This window comes from Bacteroides eggerthii (genome assembly GCF_025146565.1).
Taxonomy (GTDB): Bacteria; Bacteroidota; Bacteroidia; order Bacteroidales; family Bacteroidaceae; genus Bacteroides; species Bacteroides eggerthii.
The window spans coordinates 4,187,865-4,206,509 of the sequence record NZ_CP102258.1 but is presented as its reverse complement, the minus strand read 5'-3'; the positions used below and the strand labels follow the sequence as shown (position 1 = coordinate 4,206,509).

Sequence of the window (18,645 nt, the reverse complement as noted above, 5' to 3'; positions counted from 1 at the left end):
AACGGTTACTGATACATTTATTAATTAAGCAAAACTTCTACGTTTGCAAAATTGGTAATCTTATTTGAGAAAAACAAATCTCTTTTTTCTTGTGTTTCTCAATAAAACAATAATCTCTTTACTTTCAGCTACTTATCGGAATATGTGAAAATTCCCCCTTTATATATACTATTGTTTTTGTATAACAGCTTGTAATATAGTAAGATAATGCTGTTTTCGTGGGCTGCTCCTCTCCAAAAGCGGAGTAGATATAAACCCCTTTTTTACTTTGTACATAGACTTATCAAGGGTTTTTCCTTTTTGGATAAATAAGCTTTGCTATTTAGACAAAATCTATATAAGCGTAATTCCTACTTATCTTTCTTACCGAATAAAGAGAAATGAACGTAGCGTTTGGGGTGTGATTTTAAATCTTCTAATAGGCTCGCTGCATTTGCTGTTGTGGCATTCAGGTTATTGTAGAGTGACGGATCGTTCAGCAATAATCCGACAGTATTATCCTTTCGGTTTAATTTATCTGTAATCATTTTTACATTAGCCAATGTGGAGTCTATGCTTTGCATGGCTGTTGCATAATCTATTTCTTTCAAGTTATTTGAAATAAGTACGAAGTTATCCCCAATAGTATTCAGCTTGCCTGTAAGTTGGGGAATGTCCTTGTTCATTAATGTTTGCAGCTGTCCACTGGTCACTGCTAAGTTGGCTGTCAGAGTCTGTACATTATGCAGAGTGGTGGGGATGGCCGGATCTGCCAATACCGTATTTAAAGATCCGAGTATAGAGTCCAGCTTAGGCAGCATCTTTTCCAGTTGCGGCATCATGGCGGCAACTTTTTCCATCATTCCGTTGTTGAGCGTACCGGGAATTGTATCTCCTATCTGGTATTTCTCGCGGGGATTGTTGGCAAGGAGCAGGTTCATTTTGACGCCGCCCAGCATTTCTGCTGCCAGTTCCGCCGTACTGCCTTTGGGAATACGCAAGTCGGTGTTGACATCTATTTCGGCAATTACCTTTCCGGGCTGGCTGTAATCATAGTACAGGTCGCGTACGATGCCTACACGAAAACCGTCGGCAAAGACAGGACTAGACTTGGTAAGTCCGTTGACATTCTGAAATTTGACATAGAAATAACTGGAAGGCTTAAACATATTGATACCTTTCAGGTAATTGATACCATATACTAATATACAGAGAGCAGCTATTCCTGCAATTCCTATTCTGACTTCTTTGGTAATATACTTCATGATGTTATTCTATTTATTTCTTTTTATTTTTAAATTCGTTGATGGCAGCGTTCACATTCACCTTTTTGCCGTTTTTGAAAGCTATGATGAAAGCGTCCTTGAATTGTGCCGTAATTGAGCGTTTGGTGCGTAATACCTTATTGTAATCGGAGGATGCACCATACGTATATTTGTACAGGCCGCCTTCTTTATAATAATCCACGTTCTTCAATCCTTTCAATCGCTTGTCATTTTTTGCCAATGGGCGGGAAGATGTGAGTATTTGTATCTTGAACACCGGGGCGTTGTCTTCTGTTTGCGCAACAGCGTTTTTTTCTGTGCGCCGGGGTGTGGAGTTGCTGTCTTGTCTGACTGTCTTTTCTGTTGCATTCGGCGTTGTGCCGGCAGGAGTCGTATCTTTCTCCTCCGGCAGGTCTTCCGGTAGAATGGTCTGGCTACTTCCGTTCAGACGGATTTCCTGCTCTCGCTTATAGGTAAGGAAAGCGCGAAAAATGCCGTTGGCAAGAGTTGTGGTTCCTGCATCTGTATTCAGGTAACGTTCTTCTTCAGGGGTGGAGATGAAACCCAGTTCAACCAGAATGCTGGGCATGGCGCTGGCTTTCAGTACTAAAAAACCAGCTTGGTGCACGCCTCGGTCCACCCGGCGGCAAGTATTACGGAAATGCTTTTGTACGAGTGAGGCCAGGTGTACGCTTTGCGACATATACTTATCCTGCATGAATTCGAAAATAATATACGATTCGGCAGAATTAGGATTGAACCCCGCATAGCGTGTCTTATAATCGCTTTCGTAGAGAATCACCGAGTTTTCCCGTTTGGCGACTTCGAGGTTGGCATCCGATTTGGCAAGACCTAATGTCCATGTAGAAGCGCCTTTAGCAGTGCGGTTCTTAGCCAATGCATTTGTGTGAATCGAAATGAACAAGTCTGCTTTGGCGTTGTTGGCTATCTCTGCACGACGGTCCAAGGGGATAAAAACATCTCGCGTACGGGTATATACGACTTTTACGTCTGGACAGTTCTTTTGAATTTGTTTGCCGAGTTTGAGTGCAACGTTTAAGTTGATATTCTTTTCTTTGGAGATTTTGCCGACAGCGCCAGGGTCGTGCCCGCCATGTCCGGCATCAATAACGACAACAAAATCTTTTGCTTCGGCACTGCTGCTGCAAAAGGGTGAAATGAGCAGTCCCAAGCAAATATTTATATATAATATGTATCGTCTGTATAGTTTCATATTAAAAATATCGTCGCAAAGATAGCGCAAAGGTCTATTATCGCTCTGCAAAAGTAATGTAATTTTATAGAAAACTCACACTTTGCTTTCAAGTTTTATCTGTAACAGCTTCTTTTTAGGGAGATTTAGTCTTAGTGTTTGCAAAATTTATAGATTTTCTATGTTTGCTTTTAGTTTGCGGTTAGTGGCGAATAGTTCGTTAGACAAATGCCTAACGAACTAAAATTGCTGTATCTCCCGCTTATTCAAATCTTTCTCCTTATTTATTTTCCGCGACGGACATACTTGTTAATAATATCCGTAACTTTGTACGCAAAATTAATAGGTAGACATAGGTATGCTTCTTCGTTTCATAAAGAATTGGACATTGCCTTTAGCAATGCTTGCAGGCACTGCAGGATACTTCTTCTTTGCAAGAGTTCCTTTGTTGGCACCGGTTAAACCCTGTTTGAACGGGCTGATAGCCCTGCTCACTCCAACGTTGATTTTTGCACAATTATTACTTACCTTTTGCAAGGTGGAGGTGCATGAGCTGAAACCGAAGGCATGGCATGGGTGGTTGTTGCTGTTTCAGACAGTTTCGTGCCTGGCTGTTGCCGCCTTGTTGGTATGCTGCCCTATGGAGGAGATGTATCGGGAAGTTTTTGAGGGGGCTATGGTATGCCTTATCTGCCCTACGGCCACTGCCGCTGCGGTTATTACCGGTAAGTTGGGTGGGAGTGCATCAAGCCTTACTACCTATACATTGTTGTCTAATCTTTTGGCAGCGGTGGCTGTTCCGTTGGTGTTTCCTTGGGTTGAACCGCATGCCAATATAACTTTTTTTGCAGCTTTCCTGAAAATATTGAGTAAGGTGTTCCCATTGTTGCTTCTGCCTTTTTTTATTGCATGGTTTCTGCGGGTGTTTGTCAAAAAGGTGCATCGGTATTTGCTTGAATTCCACGATGCCGCTTTCTATTTGTGGGCAGTGGCGCTTGCCATTGTGTCTGGGCAGACTGTGCGTTCTTTGGCGAATAGCGACGCTCCGGTTTTTGTGGAAGTCTTGATTGCTTTGGCCGGTTTGATAACCTGCTGTGTTCAATTCTATCTGGGAAAAAAAATTGGCGGACACTACAATGATCGTATCAGTGGCGGGCAGGCGTTGGGGCAGAAAAACACAGTTCTTGCCATTTGGATGTCTTATACGTATTTGAATCCGCTGTCTTCTGTGGGGCCGGGATCGTATGTACTGTGGCAAAACATTATTAATAGCTGGCAGTTGTGGAAAAAGAGAAAGAAAGAGTTGAAAAATTAAATATAAATAACTGAAATATAGTGATTTGTCTTTTGTTTATCGTGTTCCCTTTGTTTTGCTTGCTTTCCTGTGTTTGCCTATAAATTCCTTTATTTTGTTACCAGTTTGTTACTTAAATGCTATTGGGTAACAAAAAAACATCTATATTTGCCATCGGTAACAAAATAAAAAGATAAGTATGGTGAAGAAGAAACAAGAGGTCAATGTATCAACGGGAAAAATGTTTTTGACTGGTTTAAGGAACAATTCAATAAACTTTATCAAAACCTAAAACCATCAATTCGGCAATCCACCAAAAAAGTAAAAGGAATGAATTTATAAAAACAAAGTGGCAAGAGAGTGTTTAACTTTTGCTTGTTAGACGCTCTCTTAGATGGTTAATTAAAAATTGTATTAAGTTAGTTCCCTTTTAAACAGAATATTACCTAATGGTTTCAGCCACAGTAATCTATTAATTGAATAGAATTTCACGATAACTTTTCAGGAAACCAACTTTTTGTATTATTAGCTATTCTTACCAACATAAGCATTACCGGGACTTCCACTAATACGCCCACTACGGTAGCCAGTGCAGCACCGGACTGTAAGCCGAAAAGAGAAATAGCCACTGCCACCGCCAACTCAAAGAAATTGCTTGCTCCAATCATTCCGGCAGGTGCAGCAACATTGTGGGGCAATTTCCACCACTTCGCCCAACCGTAGGCAACAAAGAATATCAGAACTGTTTGCAGCACAAGCGGAACGGCAATCAGGACGATATGCAGCGGATTGTTCAGTATCGTTTCCCCCTGAAACGAAAACAGGATGATAAGCGTTAATAGCAATCCGCCAACTGTATAGTTATCGAACTTGCGGACAAAGACGGTATTGAAATAGTCTATTCCTTTGCGCCGGATAACCATTATACGGGTTACTATTCCGGCAGAAAGAGGAATGACAACAAATAATACAACCGAGAGTATCAATGTGTCCCACGGGATAGAAACGCCACCGACACCCAATAAAAACGCAACGATAGGAGCGAAAGCAACCAATATGATTAAATCATTGACTGCCACTTGCACCAATGTGTAAGCTGCATCCCCTTTGGTTAAATGACTCCATACAAACACCATCGCCGTACAGGGTGCAGCACCTAACAGAACTGCCCCGGCTAAATATTCTTCGGCTAATCCGGCAGGGATTAATGACTTGAAAATAACGTAGAAGAATAGATAAGCTATTCCAAACATGGTGAAAGGCTTTATCACCCAATTCGTCACACAAGTAATGACAATCCCTTTCGGACGTTTGCCAACATTCTTGACACTCTGAAAATCTACTTTCAACATCATGGGATATATCATTAACCAAATCAGAATAGCCACAGGTATAGATACGTTGGCATATTCAAATTTGCTTAATGTTTGCGGTATTGCCGGAAGATATTGTCCGATGGCTATCCCGATAACGATACACAAGGCTACCCAAATAGTCAGGTATCTTTCAAAAAATCCAATTCCTTGTTTCTTTTCCATAATGACTGCCTTTTATTTTAATTGCGGTTTTAATTCTTGCAGGTAAAAATCATAGAAACGCATTCTTATTTCATCCCGTACCCGAAGAAATTCACTATTTATAAACTCCGGTGTCCCGGTCGCTTCTGATGGGTCATCAAATCCAATGTGTAATCTGTTTTTTACCTTGCCTGTAAACATAGGGCAGCTTTCATTTGCGCCACCACATACCGTTATCACATAGTCCCATTCGTGCCCTAAATACAGGCTTACGTTTTTAGGGGTATGGTTGGTAAGGTCTATTCCTGTTTCAGACATAACTTTTACCGCCATCGGATTAACCTTTTCAGCAGGTTTTGTTCCTGCTGAAAAGACATCCATGTTTTTATCGAATGACTGTAAGAAACCGTGTGCCATTTGGCTACGGCAACTGTTACCAGTGCAAAGGATTAAAATCTTCATATTCTTATAAATTTTTCCATTCAATCAGGGCAGTATTGCCCTTTGACAATTCTTCTACTTTATTAATCCAAGTCAATTCACTTTGCGCTTTTGCTTGCAAAAATGAATTTTTCGTATTTGTCAATGACAAACAGGCATTTACCACCCACCATTTGTTGTTAATCCCGGCACGCTGCAAATCCTTTTGTAGGCGTTCCGCTTCAAATACAGGTGTGGCTTCGGGTAAAGTGACAATTACCACTTCCGTTTCCTTTGGATTGCGCAAACGAGGTAATAAATTGGCTACTGCCCCGGTTACTTCTCCTTGTGTACGTTCCACTTCTTTGTGATAGCTTTGGGTTGCATCCAAAAGCAACAAAGTGTGTCCGGTTGGTGCAGTATCAATCACTACAATTTCATTTTCCGCTTTATCCACAATTTCGGCAAAAGCCTTGAATACGGCGATTTCTTGCGTACATGGTGAACGTAAATCTTCCTCTATATATTCCATATCTTCGGCAGTCATAGTTTCGGCTGCTTTGCTACGAACTTCGTTCTTGTATTTTTCTAATACTTCCGCTTCGTCTATATGGCTTACTGTAATACCTGATTTGATGGCAAAATCATAGTTCAGGTGATTTGCCGGGTCAGTGGTGGTAAGATGAACTTTTGCGCCGAGCTTTGTTAATCTTAGGGCTATTTCAGTAGCTAAAGTTGTTTTCCCTACACCACCTTTTCCCATTGTAAACACTACACGCTTGCCGGAGGTATAGAGGTCATTTACCAATTCGTCTATACTTTTAGCATCGGTGATGGGCTGATAACAGGAATTATCCGTAAGGCTGTCACTATACAGCATACGGCGGATATTAGCAACATTCGATAAGTTGTAAGAACGTAAAGGAACGCTATACATGGGATATTCAGATATTGCAACAGGCATACTTTGTAACGCCTTTTGCTGCCTGTCATGCAGCTGTTGTGATACATTGTCCGCTTCATCTAATTGTTGCAAAATGCCATTTATCACCAATAGCTGATTTTTAATTCCCAACAATTGTAATTCATGCGAAGAACGGGCAGCTTCTTTCAATGGGGCTATTTCAGGACGACTAACTAACACTAACCGTGTTGCGTTTGTATCGGACAATGTTTCAACCGCTTGTTTGTAGATACCCTTTCGTTCTTCCAAGCCTGATAATTGTCCTAAACAAGATGCGCCATGTGTACTTTCGCTAATAAATGTACTCCATGCCGATGGAAGTTGCAACATTCGCAATGTGTGTCCGGTAGGTGCTGTATCGAAAATAATGTGGTCGTATTCCTTTGCTTTATCAGCATCGGTGATAAAGTCTGAAAACTCATTAAAGGCAGCGATTTCTACCGTACAAGAGCCTGAAAGTTGTTCTTCCATATTCTGAATAACGCTTTCAGGTAATTGCCCCCTGAAAGGTGCAATCACACTTTCCCTGTACTCTGCTGCTGCTTGTTCAGGGTCAAGGTTTACGACCGTCAGCTCCGGTACTTCTGAAATAGCTGTACCATGTCCGTTTAAGGTCTGATTGAAAACATCTTGCAGATTAGAAGCCGGGTCTGTACTGATAAGAAGAATTTTCTCCCCTTTATCAGCTAATCCCACTGCCGTAGCGCAAGCGATAGATGTTTTTCCTACTCCACCTTTTCCGGTGAAAAATAAGTATTTAGTTAGTTCTATATCGGATAAATTAAATGCTTTCATTATTCTGTATATTAATTTGTTCAACGATTATTTAATGGGAATCAAGTCTAAATTAATCCCCGTCCATTCACTCATTTGTTTGGTTGTGGGATAATCTTTAGAGACTGCAATTTCACCATCCACCAAAGTAATAGGCAGTGCTTCTGCACCATTCTTTTGAAGATATTGGTTTACAGTCTTGTTACTTACATAAACTTGCGGTTCGTCCCGCAAATTATGACGGGTAACAACAACACCCTGTCTTTTCAATGTTTCGATAACAACGGCTATCCTCATTAATTCAGGATTAATATTTGTTCCACACAAACCCGTAGGGCAACACATTGCCGGGTCAAAAATTTCTATCGTTTTCATACTGTCTTTTATTTTAATTAATACATTGTTTATAGATAAAGAATGACCGCATAATAAATTCCTATCGCAATAAAGAGGATAGCAACAATTTTGCGAAACCATTTTTCAAAGATTTGTACTCTGTTATAAAACTTGCCTAATCCGGCAACACTATACGCCAATATCCAAGCAACGAGGATTACAGGTAGCCCCGTAGCAATAGCATAAATTACAGGTAAAAGATACCCGCCTGTTTCTGCTGCTGACAAAGGCATAAGCATACCGAAATAGAAAACTCCACTTGTAGGACAAAAGGCGAGTGCAAATAAAATTCCTAATAGCAAAGCTCCCCAACTACCTTTAGTTTTTTTCTTTAAACTCTCTCCGCCGATATTGATTTTCGGTATATTCAGTTTTATAATATCAAGCATGAATATTCCGATAATAATTAAAATCGGAGCGATTAACATTTCACCGTATTTACTGACTGCCTTTTGAACCATAAACATACTTGCCCCTTCACGAAGAATAGGAATAAGAATAAATCCAAGTGCTGTATAAGTTACTATTCTGCCGAATGTATAAAGCAATCCGTTTATGAATATACGGTGATGGTTTTCTATATCCTTACTGATAAAGCCTATTGCTGTTATATTGGTAGCCAAAGGGCAGGGGCTAACTGCCGTTAAAATCCCTAAGATAAAGGCTGTAATAGCAGGAATAGAACTATTGTCTAATAGTGATTGAAGAAAGTCCATCTTACAATGTTTTTAGTAATTCGTCAATCTTGTTTTTTATTCCCTCTTTAAATTTATCCGGTTCATTTCTTGCATTGGAGAAACTAAACTCCGTCATGTTATTTACATTCTCTTTACTGTCTTTCCAGCCATTCACAAACAAAGACGACCATGTAACTTCGTATTTATCTGCAATTTGTTCATTTTCCTTTTTGGATATATCTATCACCTTAAAGATGATTTTACCGTCCGCCTGTTCTTTGGAATAAAGGCTATCTAAAAGAGCTACCGTATTGGCTTCTATTGCCCGGCAGGTTATGCAACGTTGCGCACCGTGAAAATATAGAACTTCAACACGGTTAGTTTGATTTTCTTTTGCTATACTGGTTTCTGTTTTATTCTTTGAACCATTACCACAGGAAATTAAAACGATTGTTGCAATCAGTAGATAAAATAACTTCTTCATAGTAAATAATTTATTTAGTTATCAATTCTTTCACTTCTGATAAGGATAATCTTTTTCCAGCAGATATGACTTTGCCATCAATAACCAAAGCCGGGAGACTTAAAATATTATACTCCATGATTTTTAATAAATCTTCTTCCTTAATTAGAGTTGCATCGCAGCCCAGTTCTGAAATAGCTTGTTTTGTGGTTTCGTACAATGCTTTACAGCTTGAACACCCAGTTCCTAATACTTTGATTTCCATTTTCTATTCAATTATAAAGTTAATATGCTAATCGTAATTCGTAGAACTACGAACATGTTTCTCAAAAAAAGGTGCTGTTATCCATAGCACGATGTACCTGTACATTTACAATCGCCCAAAAATGCAGCAAATAATTTACGGGCAAGTTCCCAATTCTCTCGGTTGATACAATACCGAACTTTCGGTGTTTCTATTTCCCCCTGAATTAACCCTGCATCTTTCAGTTCTTTTAAATGCTGCGAAACGGTTGCTTTAGCAATGGGTAGTACTTCGTGAATATCTCCGAAGAAACAACTTTCTTGTTTAGCTAAGAAACTAAGAATTGCCATCCGCGCCGGGTGACCCATAGCTTTAGCAAAACGAGCCATCTGTTCCTGTTCCTCTGTGTACTGCTTAGTTTTCACTTTTATATCTCCTTTCTTGTTTGTTGTTCGCAAAACTACGAACTATATTTTACATGGCAAAATAAATTAAGTTTTTTTTCGGTTAGCTGGAAATCGAGTTTAAGTTTATCTCTTTGTTTATATATCCAAAACGGACTAAACTCATTTGCATCGACAGCAAGATAAGTGCCGGCGAAAAGAAAAAGATTGTTTCTCTTTTCGCCAGTTTTGTTTTTGTGGTTGGCTGTCTTTGTTACCTTTGTCCATGAAGCCCACCACTAAGCGAATTTCTTCGTTTTTTTTGTTACTATTTTGTTACCCACTATTAGTAATTGGTGGGCTTATTTGTTGATAATCAAATTTATACACCGAATAATATATAATATGTGGCAAAATATAATCAATAGTTATCAGTTGTGGAAGAAAAGAAAAAGGGAATCTTGATTTCTTTCGTAAAGAGTTAGTTGTTATTCATCATATCCCAGTTTTTTTTCATTGTAGTCTGATGCGATATAAGCAGGGCGTCCTTTGGTTTCTTTGAAGATGCGTCCTATATACTCCCCGATGACTCCCAATGAAAAGAGTTGGATGCCGCCCAGAAACAAGATAACCACTATCAAAGTGGGGAAACCGGCTGCTTGGTCGCCGTATATGACGGTCTTTATCAGGAAATAGATGGCGTAAATGAAGCTGGAAATGGAACAAATGATACCACATACGGTGGCAATACGCAAGGGGGCGGTGGAGGAAGAGGTAATTCCTTCAATCGCTAGATTGAGCAATTGGAAGAAATTCCAGGAGGAGTGCCCGGCAAGGCGGTCACCGCGGTCGAACTCTATGCTTTTCTTTTGGTAGCCTATCCAGCAGAACAGCCCTTTTGTATATCGCTCTTGCTCGCGTAACTGTCTTAATGTCAGTATGCAACGACGGTCAAGCAGGCGAAAGTCGCCTACATTCGGCAAGATGTCTATCCGGCTCATGTTTTGAAGGAGCTTATAAAAAGCAAGCGATAACCGACGGCGCATCCAACTTTCTTCGCCGCGATTGCGACGCTTGGCGTAAATGTCGTCGTAACCTTCTTCCCAGTATTGCAACATCTGATCTACCAATTCGGGAGGATCCTGCAAGTCGGCATCCATTACCACGCAACAGTCTCCGGTGGCATAGTCGAAGCCTGCCAGCATAGCGATTTCCTTGCCGAAGTTACGTGAGAGGTTTACAAAGTTCACCCTGCTGTCCGTTTGCCTGAGCCGGCGGATCACTTCGAGCGTTCTGTCGCTGCTACCGTCGTTTATAAATAAAATTTCCCATTCATAGGCACTGTTGCGATTGATAAGTTCTATCAGGCGTTGATATAGAGTGGGAAGCATGGCCTCCTCGTTGTAGACGGGAATCAGTAAGGTTACTTTTTTCATTTCACAAATGTGTATGTATAATAAATGCTTCGCAAATATATTATTTTTAAAGAAGTATTGAACAAAATTGCTTTAAAAACATGATCAATTGAAAAATATCAGCCTTTGTGCTTAAAAACAAAGCGTACTAATAAAAAGTTTACCGGAATGGCTATGGCGAACACCGGAGCAGGGGCAGTGGTCTTGGAAAGGCCAAGCCAAAGAAATGTATTCAGTAATCCAATGTGCAAAAGGTAGTTGAACAAATGAGCCCCGCCGAAACCGAACGCTTTTCCCCATGACGGTTTTTTACCGAACGTAAAGTAGGCGGTAAGATAGAAATTGGCGATGAAGCTGAAGGCATAGCCAAGGGTGTAGGCTATATTGACATTGATGAACTTCTGCAGCAAAAAATAGATTCCATAGTGCAAGGCGGTTGCAAAAACGCCTACCAGGACAAAACGTATAAATTCAGGGAGTCTTCTTAATTGCTTCATTTTGGTTTTACGCTATCATTGAGTCGGCAAAGTTAGGTATTGTTATAGAATAATTCGTATTTTTGCAGCGTGAAAATATAAAAACGGAAATATATGTCAGATAAAAAGATAGCGTTCTGGTTCATTGCACTGTTGAGTGTACTCGTGTTGGTCCCTTTTTTAGGAGAAACCATATTCTATTCAAAAGGGGAGCCGCGTGAAGCGATAGTGGCGTACACCATGTTGGAGAGTGGCAACTGGATACTTCCGATGAATTACGGAGTAGAAATAGCCTATAAACCGCCTTTCCTTTATTGGACAATAGCTGTTATATCGTCAATTTTAGGAGGAGTATCGGAGTTTTCGGCACGTATGCCGTCGGCGCTTGCTTTTCTTGCCATGCAATTGGTATTCTTCAGCTTCGTTGCCAAACGGAAAAATGTGAAGACGGCATTCCTGACTTCTATTTTGCTTCTATCTTCTTTTGAGGTACATCGTGCAGCAGTGGCTTGCCGGCTGGATATGTTGCAAGTTTCCCTTATCGTAATCTCGTTGTGTCTGCTTTTCCGCTGGGATGAAAAGAATTGCAAGGGGGGTCCTTGGCTGGCTGTTTTGCTGATGGCGTGCGCTACATTGACAAAAGGGCCGGTTGGATCTATTTTCCCTTGTCTGTGTATCGGTATCTATCAGCTATTGCGCGGACGTTCGTTCGGAAAGGCTTTCTTTTCATTATTGGGCATCGGATTATTATCTCTTATACCTTTGGGTATTTGGTTCTGGGCTGCTTATCAGCAGGGAGGGGAGCCGTTTGTCAATTTGATGTTGGAAGAGAATACCGGTCGCTTTTTCCGGAAAATGTCATATGAGTCACACGAAAATCCTTTATGGTACAACTTTCTCACTCTGATTTGGGGGTGGATTCCTTGGACTTTGGTGCTGCTTGTTTCCTTGTTTGGACTGAAATGGAAAGAAATGCATGTGCTGCCGGAGGGAGATTCGGTTGGTGAACGCTTAAAAAAAGTGTGGGATAAATTCCGCTCTCAATCACCGTTGCAGCTTTTTATATGGGTGGTGATTCTGACTATCTTCATCTTTTATTGTATCCCTAAGAGCAAGCGTAGCGTGTATTTGTTGCCTATCTACCCGTTCATGGGGGTGCTGCTTGCCGAATACTTATTGGCGTTGGTGCAGCGTGGTGCAAAAGTATTTAAAATTTCTGCATGGATTTTTGCTGCATTGGCTGTGTTGCTCACCGTTACTTTCTTCACTGTACGTTTAGGCTTGGTTCCTGAAAGCATTTGGGGAACAGGCCGACATGCTGCCGAAAACATTGCATTTATGAATGCTTTGCAGACGGTGCCGCTTTCGTTTTCGAAATGGCTGATTGTTTTCTTGCCGTTGATGTCTGCCGCCTGCCTGCTCTATACACTCTTGAAGTGTGCGGATGCACGACCGTTGTTATATGGTGTGGCGGGATGTATGTTATGTATTTTTGTGGCATTGGATGGAGTTTATCAGCCCACCGTTTTGGCTGTGAAGTCGGATAAGCATCTGGCGGTCCGCCTGAATGATCTTGAGCCGGAAGAACCGGTATATTCATATGGAGACTGGGTGAAGTTTTATAGCATAAACTATTATTTGGGTGATCGTGTGCGTATCTTTGACATGTTGCACCCTGCAGAAGGGTATGTATTGGTGATAGACGAACTGCAGGAGAAGTTCTTGCAGAATAACCAGAATGCATACCGGCTTGATGAGGTTTATCGTACTCCACTGCGTAGCTGCGATATGCGTAAAAAGGTGATAGTTTATAAATTCAGCAGAAAATAAGATGCCTTCTATAAAATTGATTGATAAATATTATCCGGAAGAGAACGAGCTGAAGCATATTTTGCTGACTCATAGCCGTTCTGTGGCCGACAAAGCTTTGTGGATTGCCGATAATCATCCTGAATTATCTTTGGACAGAGACTTTCTGTATGAAGCAGCTATGTTGCATGATATAGGTATATTCCTGACGAATGCTGAGGGAATTTATTGCTTTGGAGATAAACCTTATATTTGCCATGGCTATTTAGGAGCGGATTTGGTGCGCTCGGAAGGCTATTCTCGTCATGCACTGGTTTGTGAGAGGCATACCGGAGCCGGTCTTTCGTTGGAAGATATCGTTAAGCAGGACCTGCCCGTTCCCCACCGGGATATGCTTCCGGTGAGCATGGAGGAACAAGTAATTTGCTTTGCCGATAAGTTTTACTCTAAGACGCATTTGGAGCAGGAAAAAAGCGTAGAGAAAGCACGAAAAAGTTTACAACGCTATGGCGAAGCCGGTTTACAACGCTTTGATCATTGGTGTGAACTGTTTTTGTAGCAATCTAAATTTCTTTAAAAAGGGAGATTATCCGTATAAATTACGTACTTTTGCCCTTTCAAGCGTAAACTATTAGTTAATGACGCCATTGAAAGCAAATACATTCATATCATTCATACTACTATTTGTCTTACTCCTTCTTTCCGGTGAGGCTGCTTCGCAACGTCGTCGGAGAGGTGTTGTGCCGCCCGAAAGACTGCAAACGGACTCTTTGCGGAGAGATTCTTTGCAAGTAGATACATTGGCTGTTACCGAGAAGAAGAAACAGCCTTTGGACGCACCGGTCACCTATGAGGCAAATGACTCTATCGTGTTTGCCCAAGGCGGGTATGCGCATTTGTACGGACAGGGAAAAGTAAATTATCAACAGATAGAGCTGGCTGCTGATGTTATCACCATGAATATGGACAGCAGTACTGTATATGCTCATGGAGTGGAAGATTCTTTAGGCGTGAAGACGGGAACTCCGGTTTTCAAAGATGGCGAAACTCCGTATGAGACCAATACGATCCGTTATAACTTCAAGAGCAAAAAGGGGGTGATCAGTAATGTGGTCAGTCAGCAAGGAGAAGGATATGTTACCGGAAACAATGCAAAGAAGGGGGCTAATGACGAACTGTATATGAAAAGCGGGCGGTACACAACCTGCGACCACCATGAGCACCCTCACTTCTATATGCAGATGACTTATGCGAAAGTACGTCCTAAAAAGAATGTTGTAACGGGACCTGCCTATCTGGTGGTGGAGGATGTTCCTTTGCCGCTTGCTGTGCCGTTCTTCTTTTTCCCGTTTTCGAGCAGTTATTCATCCGGTTTCCTTATGCCTACATACATGGATGACTCCAGTCGTGGTTTCGGTCTGACGGACGGCGGATATTATTTTGCTATCAGTGATAAGATGGACTTAAAGTTGAGGGCCGACATTTTTACGAAAGGCTCATGGGCATTGAATGCTGAATCCAATTATATTAAACGGTATAAATACTCCGGTTTGTTCCAGGCGAGTTATCAGGTGACCAAGACCGGTGATAAGGGGCTGCCGGACTACTCTGTCGCCAAAGATTTCAAGATTGTCTGGTCTCACAGGCAGGATGCGAAGGCCAATCCGAATCAAACATTTTCTGCCAGTGTGAATTTTGCGACCAGCAGTTACGAGCGTACTAATATTGGAAACATGTACAACTCGAATGCTATGTCGCAGAATACGAAAACTTCAAGTATCAGTTATTCCCGTTATTTTTTTGATAGAAAGCTGACGGTAGCGGCAACTACTAATATCGCTCAGACTATGAGGGACTCTTCGGTTAATGTTACTTTGCCTGATTTGAATATTTCTTTATCTACGATCTATCCCTTCAAGCGTAAAAAAGCGGCAGGCGAGGAGAGATGGTATGAGAAGATTTCAGTACGGTATACGGGCCGTTTGACTAATAGCATCCAGACAAAAGATAATCTGCTGTTTAAATCCAACCTGATAAAGGACTGGAAGAATGGTATGAAGCATGAAATACCGGTCAGCGCTACCTTTACTTTGTTCAAGTATTTTAATGTAACTCCCTCCGTCAGCTATACAGAACGTTGGTACACGCGTAAGGTGATGAAAGACTGGGACCCGAACTATGGTACGAACGGTAGGGAAGTGGCTACTGATACGATTTACGGTTTTCATCGTGTGTATAATTATAATGCTAGTCTGGGTATCAATACGAAGATATACGGTATGTATAATCCGATTTTCTTTCCTAAAAAGAAGATACAGATCCGTCATGTCATAACTCCATCGGTAAGCATAAGCGCCGCTCCGGATTTTGGTTCTTCACGTTACGGCTATTATGATTCTTACATTAAGAATTATGCGGACGGCAGACGCGATACGGTCATTTATTCTCCGTATTCGGGACAAGCATTTGATGTTCCGGGAAGAGGTAAGCAAGGAAACATAACCTTCAGCATCTCCAATAATCTGGAGATGAAATATTATAGCAGTAAGAAGGATACGGTAAAGAAGGTTAGTCTGATTGATGAACTGGGGGCCAATATCAGTTATAATATGGCTGCTGCAACGCGCCCCTGGAGTGATCTTGGATTGAATCTTCGTCTGAAACTGAGTAAGAACTATACATTCAGCATGAGTTCTTCGTTCAAGACATACGGTTATAAATTCGATGAGAATGGTAACGTTGTTGATAATGACCGTACGGAATGGTCTTACGGGCGTTTCGGTATATTCCAAGGTTATGGCTCTTCTTTCAGTTATACGTTTAATAATGATACGTGGAAAAAATGGAAAGAGAAGTTAAGCGGTACTAGAGACTCCGATAAGAAGAAAGAAGAGGAAGCTGCTTCGGATGAGGAGGGTGCGGAAACTGATACTGATGGAAACGGTATTCCTAAAAAGAAAGTGGAAAAGGCGGCCGTTGATGCCGACGGGTATCAAGTATTCAAGATGCCATGGTCTCTGAACTTCAATTACAGCTTTAATATCTCTGAAGATCGTAGTAAGCCTATCAACCGTAAGAAAATGCGCTATCCCTATCGTTATACTCACAACTTGAGTGCTTCCGGTAATATAAAACTGTCTAATAAATGGGCGGTAAGTTTTAATTCCGGTTATGATTTTGAAGCTAAGAAGATTGTGCAGACCACCTTTAATATAACGCGCGATCTTCACTGTTTCAGCATGTCGGCCAGCCTTTCTCCTTTTGGGCAGTGGAAATACTACAATTTTACCATTCGTGCCAATGCAAGTATTTTGCAAGACTTAAAATGGGAACAAAGAAGCCAGACCCAGAGTAATATTCAGTGGTACTGATTTATTATTTTACCATTTGATCTCTTCTTCGCCATGTGCCCTCAAATAGTCATTGGCCTTACTGAAATGTTTGTTGCCGAAAAAACCGTTGTAAGCGGAAAGCGGAGAAGGATGTGCTGATGTCAATACCAGATGCTTGTTGCGGTCGATAAACGCGCCTTTCCGTTGTGCATAAGCTCCCCATAGAATGAATACCAAGTGCTCCCGCTCTTCGGCAAGGATACGGATGGCGGCATCTGTGAATGTTTCCCAACCATGATTTTGGTGAGAACCGGCTTGATGGGCGCGTACAGTGAGGGTGGCATTGAGCAATAGCACACCTTGTTCCGCCCAACGTGTCAGATTACCGGTAGGTGGCGCGTCTGCTCCGGTATCAGCTTTGATTTCTTTAAAGATATTTACTAAAGAGGGAGGGAAAGGAACACCGTCATTTACGGAAAAACAAAGTCCATGCGCCTGTCCGGGGCCATGATACGGGTCCTGGCCTATAATCACTACTTTTACCTTATCGAAAGGACATAGATTGAATGCGTTGAATATTAATTTACCCGGTGGGTATATAGTATTCTTGCCGTATTCTTCGCGGACAAAATTCGTTAACTTATAAAAGTAATCCTTATCAAATTCAGGCTGCAAATGTGTTTTCCAGCTATCTTCTATTTGAACATTCATAATTGGAAGTGTTGGTGATTTAGGGTGCTAAGATACAAATATTTCACCACAGAGTATACAAAGTACCGCAGAGTTTTGTCAAGTGTATTAAAAAACTCTGCGGTACTTTGTATACTCTGTGGTGAAATATTTAAATGAGATGTATGTTGTGTGCCTTACATTCCCGGCGCATGTCTTCGGGCCAGATGCTGGCTTGTATTTCTCCGATGTGTGCTTTACGTAAGTAGAACATACATAACCGGGACTGTCCTATGCCTCCACCGATGGAAAGTGGCAGTGCGTCTTCCATTAAGCGCTTGTGGAAATAAAGCCCCATACGCTTCTCTTCACCTTCCTGTTTGAGCTGGCGTAGAAGTACTTCCTTGTCTACGCGAATACCCATTGATGATAATTCAACGCTGCGTTGCAGGACATCGTCCCATAACAGTAGATCGCCGTTTAGTCCGGGGAGTCCGTTCAGTCCAGAGGTTGTGTAATCATCGTAATCCGGAGCACGCCCGTCGTGCTTTTTGCCGTCGCCCAGTTTGCAGCCGATGCCGATGATAAATACAGCACCAAACTTCTTGGCAATGGCGTGCTCACGACATTTCGGCTCTAAGTTGGGGTACATCTGGCGGAGTTCTTCCGCATGGATGAAATGTAATTTCTGTGGCAGACAGGGCTTGATTTGTGGGTACATTTCGTATACCATGTATTCTGTACGGACCATTGCAGCATAAATGCGGGTGACAATCTCTTTTAGGAAATCAACGTTACGGTCTTGGTCGGTAATTACACGTTCCCAGTCCCATTGATCTACATATAGAGAGTGCAAATTGCCTAATTCTTCGTCTGCGCGGATGGCATTCATGTCGGTATAGATTCCGTATCCTGATTCTATATGGTATTCGGCAAGCGTCAGGCGTTTCCATTTGGCAAGTGAATGCACTACTTCGGCTTGTGCATCGCCTAAGTCTTTGATAGGAAAGGAAACGGCACGCTCTACTCCGTTCAGATCGTCGTTGATACCCATGCCTTTCAGTACAAAGAGAGGGGCGGTGACGCGACGCAGACGAAGTTCGGATGAAAGGTTCAACTGGAAGAACTCCTTAATCTGTTTGATGCCTAATTCAGTTTGTTTTAAGTCTAATAAAGGTTTATATCCTTCGGGTTTTATCAGGTAACTCATAGGTTTTATTTATATGTCATTTGTTAATTTGTTCGGCAAAGATAGAAATAATATTGATGATTGATGCTATTTTGAACGAAAAAATAACAAAATGTATATATGTGCTCGTGTAGTGCTCTCAAAATAATAATATAGAAAGTGAATG

18 protein-coding genes are annotated in these 18,645 nt (G+C 41.5%); 4 read left to right on the top strand and 14 right to left on the bottom strand.

The genetic code is table 11. From position 1 onward, the window contains the following. Positions 1 to 350: 350 nt before the first annotated feature. A complete protein-coding gene (locus tag NQ546_RS17320; RefSeq protein ID WP_004288467.1) occupies positions 351 to 1,244 on the bottom strand; it encodes an MlaD family protein in 894 nt (297 codons plus the stop codon). A gap of 13 nt (positions 1,245 to 1,257) precedes the next feature. Continuing rightward, the gene (locus tag NQ546_RS17315) at positions 1,258 to 2,478 is read right to left on the bottom strand and encodes an N-acetylmuramoyl-L-alanine amidase family protein (RefSeq protein ID WP_004288468.1); all 1,221 of its coding nucleotides are present in this window, start codon (positions 2,476 to 2,478) and stop codon (positions 1,258 to 1,260) included. 337 nt (positions 2,479 to 2,815) lie between these two features. Here NQ546_RS17315 and NQ546_RS17310 point away from each other — a divergent pair, with 337 nt between their 5' ends. After that, positions 2,816 to 3,772 (top strand): hypothetical protein, encoded by a 957-nt coding sequence (locus NQ546_RS17310; protein WP_004288469.1) that lies wholly within the window; start codon positions 2,816 to 2,818, stop codon positions 3,770 to 3,772. 467 nt (positions 3,773 to 4,239) lie between these two features. On the opposite strand, the gene arsB is transcribed toward NQ546_RS17310, so the two are convergent. The 10 genes from arsB to NQ546_RS17260 form a co-directional block, all read right to left on the bottom strand. After that, the gene (arsB, locus tag NQ546_RS17305; protein WP_004288470.1) at positions 4,240 to 5,289 is read right to left on the bottom strand and encodes an ACR3 family arsenite efflux transporter; all 1,050 of its coding nucleotides are present in this window, start codon (positions 5,287 to 5,289) and stop codon (positions 4,240 to 4,242) included. 12 nt (positions 5,290 to 5,301) lie between these two features. Continuing rightward, positions 5,302 to 5,730: an arsenate reductase ArsC gene (locus NQ546_RS17300; protein ID WP_011107123.1), complete on the bottom strand. Its 429-nt coding sequence runs from the start codon at positions 5,728 to 5,730 to the stop codon at positions 5,302 to 5,304. 4 nt (positions 5,731 to 5,734) lie between these two features. Next, entirely contained in the window at positions 5,735 to 7,447 is a 1,713-nt protein-coding gene (arsA, locus tag NQ546_RS17295; RefSeq protein WP_004288472.1) for an arsenical pump-driving ATPase, read from the bottom strand. 27 nt (positions 7,448 to 7,474) lie between these two features. Beyond that, on the bottom strand, positions 7,475 to 7,801 hold the full coding sequence (gene arsD / locus NQ546_RS17290; protein ID WP_004288473.1) for an arsenite efflux transporter metallochaperone ArsD: 327 nt from the start codon (positions 7,799 to 7,801) through the stop codon (positions 7,475 to 7,477). Positions 7,802 to 7,830: 29 nt separating this feature from the next. Next, on the bottom strand, positions 7,831 to 8,538 hold the full coding sequence (locus tag NQ546_RS17285; protein WP_115615982.1) for an aromatic aminobenezylarsenical efflux permease ArsG family transporter: 708 nt from the start codon (positions 8,536 to 8,538) through the stop codon (positions 7,831 to 7,833). 1 nt (position 8,539) lies between these two features. Further along, the gene (locus NQ546_RS17280; RefSeq protein ID WP_004292399.1) at positions 8,540 to 8,983 is read right to left on the bottom strand and encodes a nitrophenyl compound nitroreductase subunit ArsF family protein; all 444 of its coding nucleotides are present in this window, start codon (positions 8,981 to 8,983) and stop codon (positions 8,540 to 8,542) included. Positions 8,984 to 8,993: 10 nt separating this feature from the next. Further along, complete coding sequence (locus tag NQ546_RS17275) at positions 8,994 to 9,227, bottom strand: thioredoxin family protein (protein WP_004292400.1); 234 nt, start codon at positions 9,225 to 9,227, stop codon at positions 8,994 to 8,996. 77 nt (positions 9,228 to 9,304) lie between these two features. Then, positions 9,305 to 9,631 carry an ArsR/SmtB family transcription factor gene (locus NQ546_RS17270; protein WP_039953590.1) on the bottom strand — a complete coding sequence of 109 codons (327 nt, stop codon included), beginning with the start codon at positions 9,629 to 9,631 and terminating at the stop codon, positions 9,305 to 9,307. Positions 9,632 to 10,077: 446 nt separating this feature from the next. Next, entirely contained in the window at positions 10,078 to 11,025 is a 948-nt protein-coding gene (locus tag NQ546_RS17265) for a glycosyltransferase family 2 protein (RefSeq protein WP_004288476.1), read from the bottom strand. A gap of 98 nt (positions 11,026 to 11,123) precedes the next feature. Continuing rightward, complete coding sequence (locus tag NQ546_RS17260) at positions 11,124 to 11,501, bottom strand: GtrA family protein (RefSeq protein WP_004288477.1); 378 nt, start codon at positions 11,499 to 11,501, stop codon at positions 11,124 to 11,126. 93 nt (positions 11,502 to 11,594) lie between these two features. Between NQ546_RS17260 and NQ546_RS17255 the strand changes: the two genes are divergently transcribed. The 3 genes from NQ546_RS17255 (at position 11,595) to NQ546_RS17245 (ending at position 16,660) form a co-directional block, all read left to right on the top strand. Beyond that, positions 11,595 to 13,310, top strand: a complete 1,716-nt coding sequence (locus tag NQ546_RS17255; protein ID WP_004288478.1) for an ArnT family glycosyltransferase — start codon at positions 11,595 to 11,597, stop codon at positions 13,308 to 13,310. A 1-nt stretch (position 13,311) separates the two neighbouring features. After that, positions 13,312 to 13,848, top strand: a complete 537-nt coding sequence (locus tag NQ546_RS17250; RefSeq protein WP_004288479.1) for an HD domain-containing protein — start codon at positions 13,312 to 13,314, stop codon at positions 13,846 to 13,848. Between the two features lie 79 nt (positions 13,849 to 13,927). Beyond that, complete coding sequence (locus NQ546_RS17245; protein ID WP_004288480.1) at positions 13,928 to 16,660, top strand: putative LPS assembly protein LptD; 2,733 nt, start codon at positions 13,928 to 13,930, stop codon at positions 16,658 to 16,660. Positions 16,661 to 16,669: 9 nt separating this feature from the next. On the opposite strand, the gene ung is transcribed toward NQ546_RS17245, so the two are convergent. Both ung and asnA read right to left on the bottom strand, forming a co-directional pair. After that, complete coding sequence (ung, locus tag NQ546_RS17240; RefSeq protein WP_004288481.1) at positions 16,670 to 17,332, bottom strand: uracil-DNA glycosylase; 663 nt, start codon at positions 17,330 to 17,332, stop codon at positions 16,670 to 16,672. A gap of 130 nt (positions 17,333 to 17,462) precedes the next feature. Next, a complete protein-coding gene (asnA, locus tag NQ546_RS17235; RefSeq protein ID WP_004288482.1) occupies positions 17,463 to 18,500 on the bottom strand; it encodes an aspartate--ammonia ligase in 1,038 nt (345 codons plus the stop codon). Positions 18,501 to 18,645 lie beyond the last annotated feature (145 nt).

What these genes read in the sequence shown, in the direction of transcription:
- NQ546_RS17250 (WP_004288479.1), top strand. Translation starts at nt 13,312, where the DNA reads ATGCCTTCTATAAAATTGATTGATAAATATTATCCGGAAGAGAACGAG.
- NQ546_RS17255 (WP_004288478.1), top strand. Translation starts at nt 11,595, where the DNA reads ATGTCAGATAAAAAGATAGCGTTCTGGTTCATTGCACTGTTGAGTGTA.
- NQ546_RS17315 (WP_004288468.1), bottom strand. Translation starts at nt 2,478, where the DNA reads ATGAAACTATACAGACGATACATATTATATATAAATATTTGCTTGGGA.
- arsD (WP_004288473.1), bottom strand. Translation starts at nt 7,801, where the DNA reads ATGAAAACGATAGAAATTTTTGACCCGGCAATGTGTTGCCCTACGGGT.
- NQ546_RS17300 (WP_011107123.1), bottom strand. Translation starts at nt 5,730, where the DNA reads ATGAAGATTTTAATCCTTTGCACTGGTAACAGTTGCCGTAGCCAAATG.
- NQ546_RS17275 (WP_004292400.1), bottom strand. Translation starts at nt 9,227, where the DNA reads ATGGAAATCAAAGTATTAGGAACTGGGTGTTCAAGCTGTAAAGCATTG.
- NQ546_RS17320 (WP_004288467.1), bottom strand. Translation starts at nt 1,244, where the DNA reads ATGAAGTATATTACCAAAGAAGTCAGAATAGGAATTGCAGGAATAGCT.
- NQ546_RS17245 (WP_004288480.1), top strand. Translation starts at nt 13,928, where the DNA reads ATGACGCCATTGAAAGCAAATACATTCATATCATTCATACTACTATTT.
- NQ546_RS17310 (WP_004288469.1), top strand. Translation starts at nt 2,816, where the DNA reads ATGCTTCTTCGTTTCATAAAGAATTGGACATTGCCTTTAGCAATGCTT.
- NQ546_RS17265 (WP_004288476.1), bottom strand. Translation starts at nt 11,025, where the DNA reads ATGAAAAAAGTAACCTTACTGATTCCCGTCTACAACGAGGAGGCCATG.
- NQ546_RS17285 (WP_115615982.1), bottom strand. Translation starts at nt 8,538, where the DNA reads ATGGACTTTCTTCAATCACTATTAGACAATAGTTCTATTCCTGCTATT.
- arsB (WP_004288470.1), bottom strand. Translation starts at nt 5,289, where the DNA reads ATGGAAAAGAAACAAGGAATTGGATTTTTTGAAAGATACCTGACTATT.
- arsA (WP_004288472.1), bottom strand. Translation starts at nt 7,447, where the DNA reads ATGAAAGCATTTAATTTATCCGATATAGAACTAACTAAATACTTATTT.
- NQ546_RS17280 (WP_004292399.1), bottom strand. Translation starts at nt 8,983, where the DNA reads ATGAAGAAGTTATTTTATCTACTGATTGCAACAATCGTTTTAATTTCC.
- ung (WP_004288481.1), bottom strand. Translation starts at nt 17,332, where the DNA reads ATGAATGTTCAAATAGAAGATAGCTGGAAAACACATTTGCAGCCTGAA.
- NQ546_RS17260 (WP_004288477.1), bottom strand. Translation starts at nt 11,501, where the DNA reads ATGAAGCAATTAAGAAGACTCCCTGAATTTATACGTTTTGTCCTGGTA.
- asnA (WP_004288482.1), bottom strand. Translation starts at nt 18,500, where the DNA reads ATGAGTTACCTGATAAAACCCGAAGGATATAAACCTTTATTAGACTTA.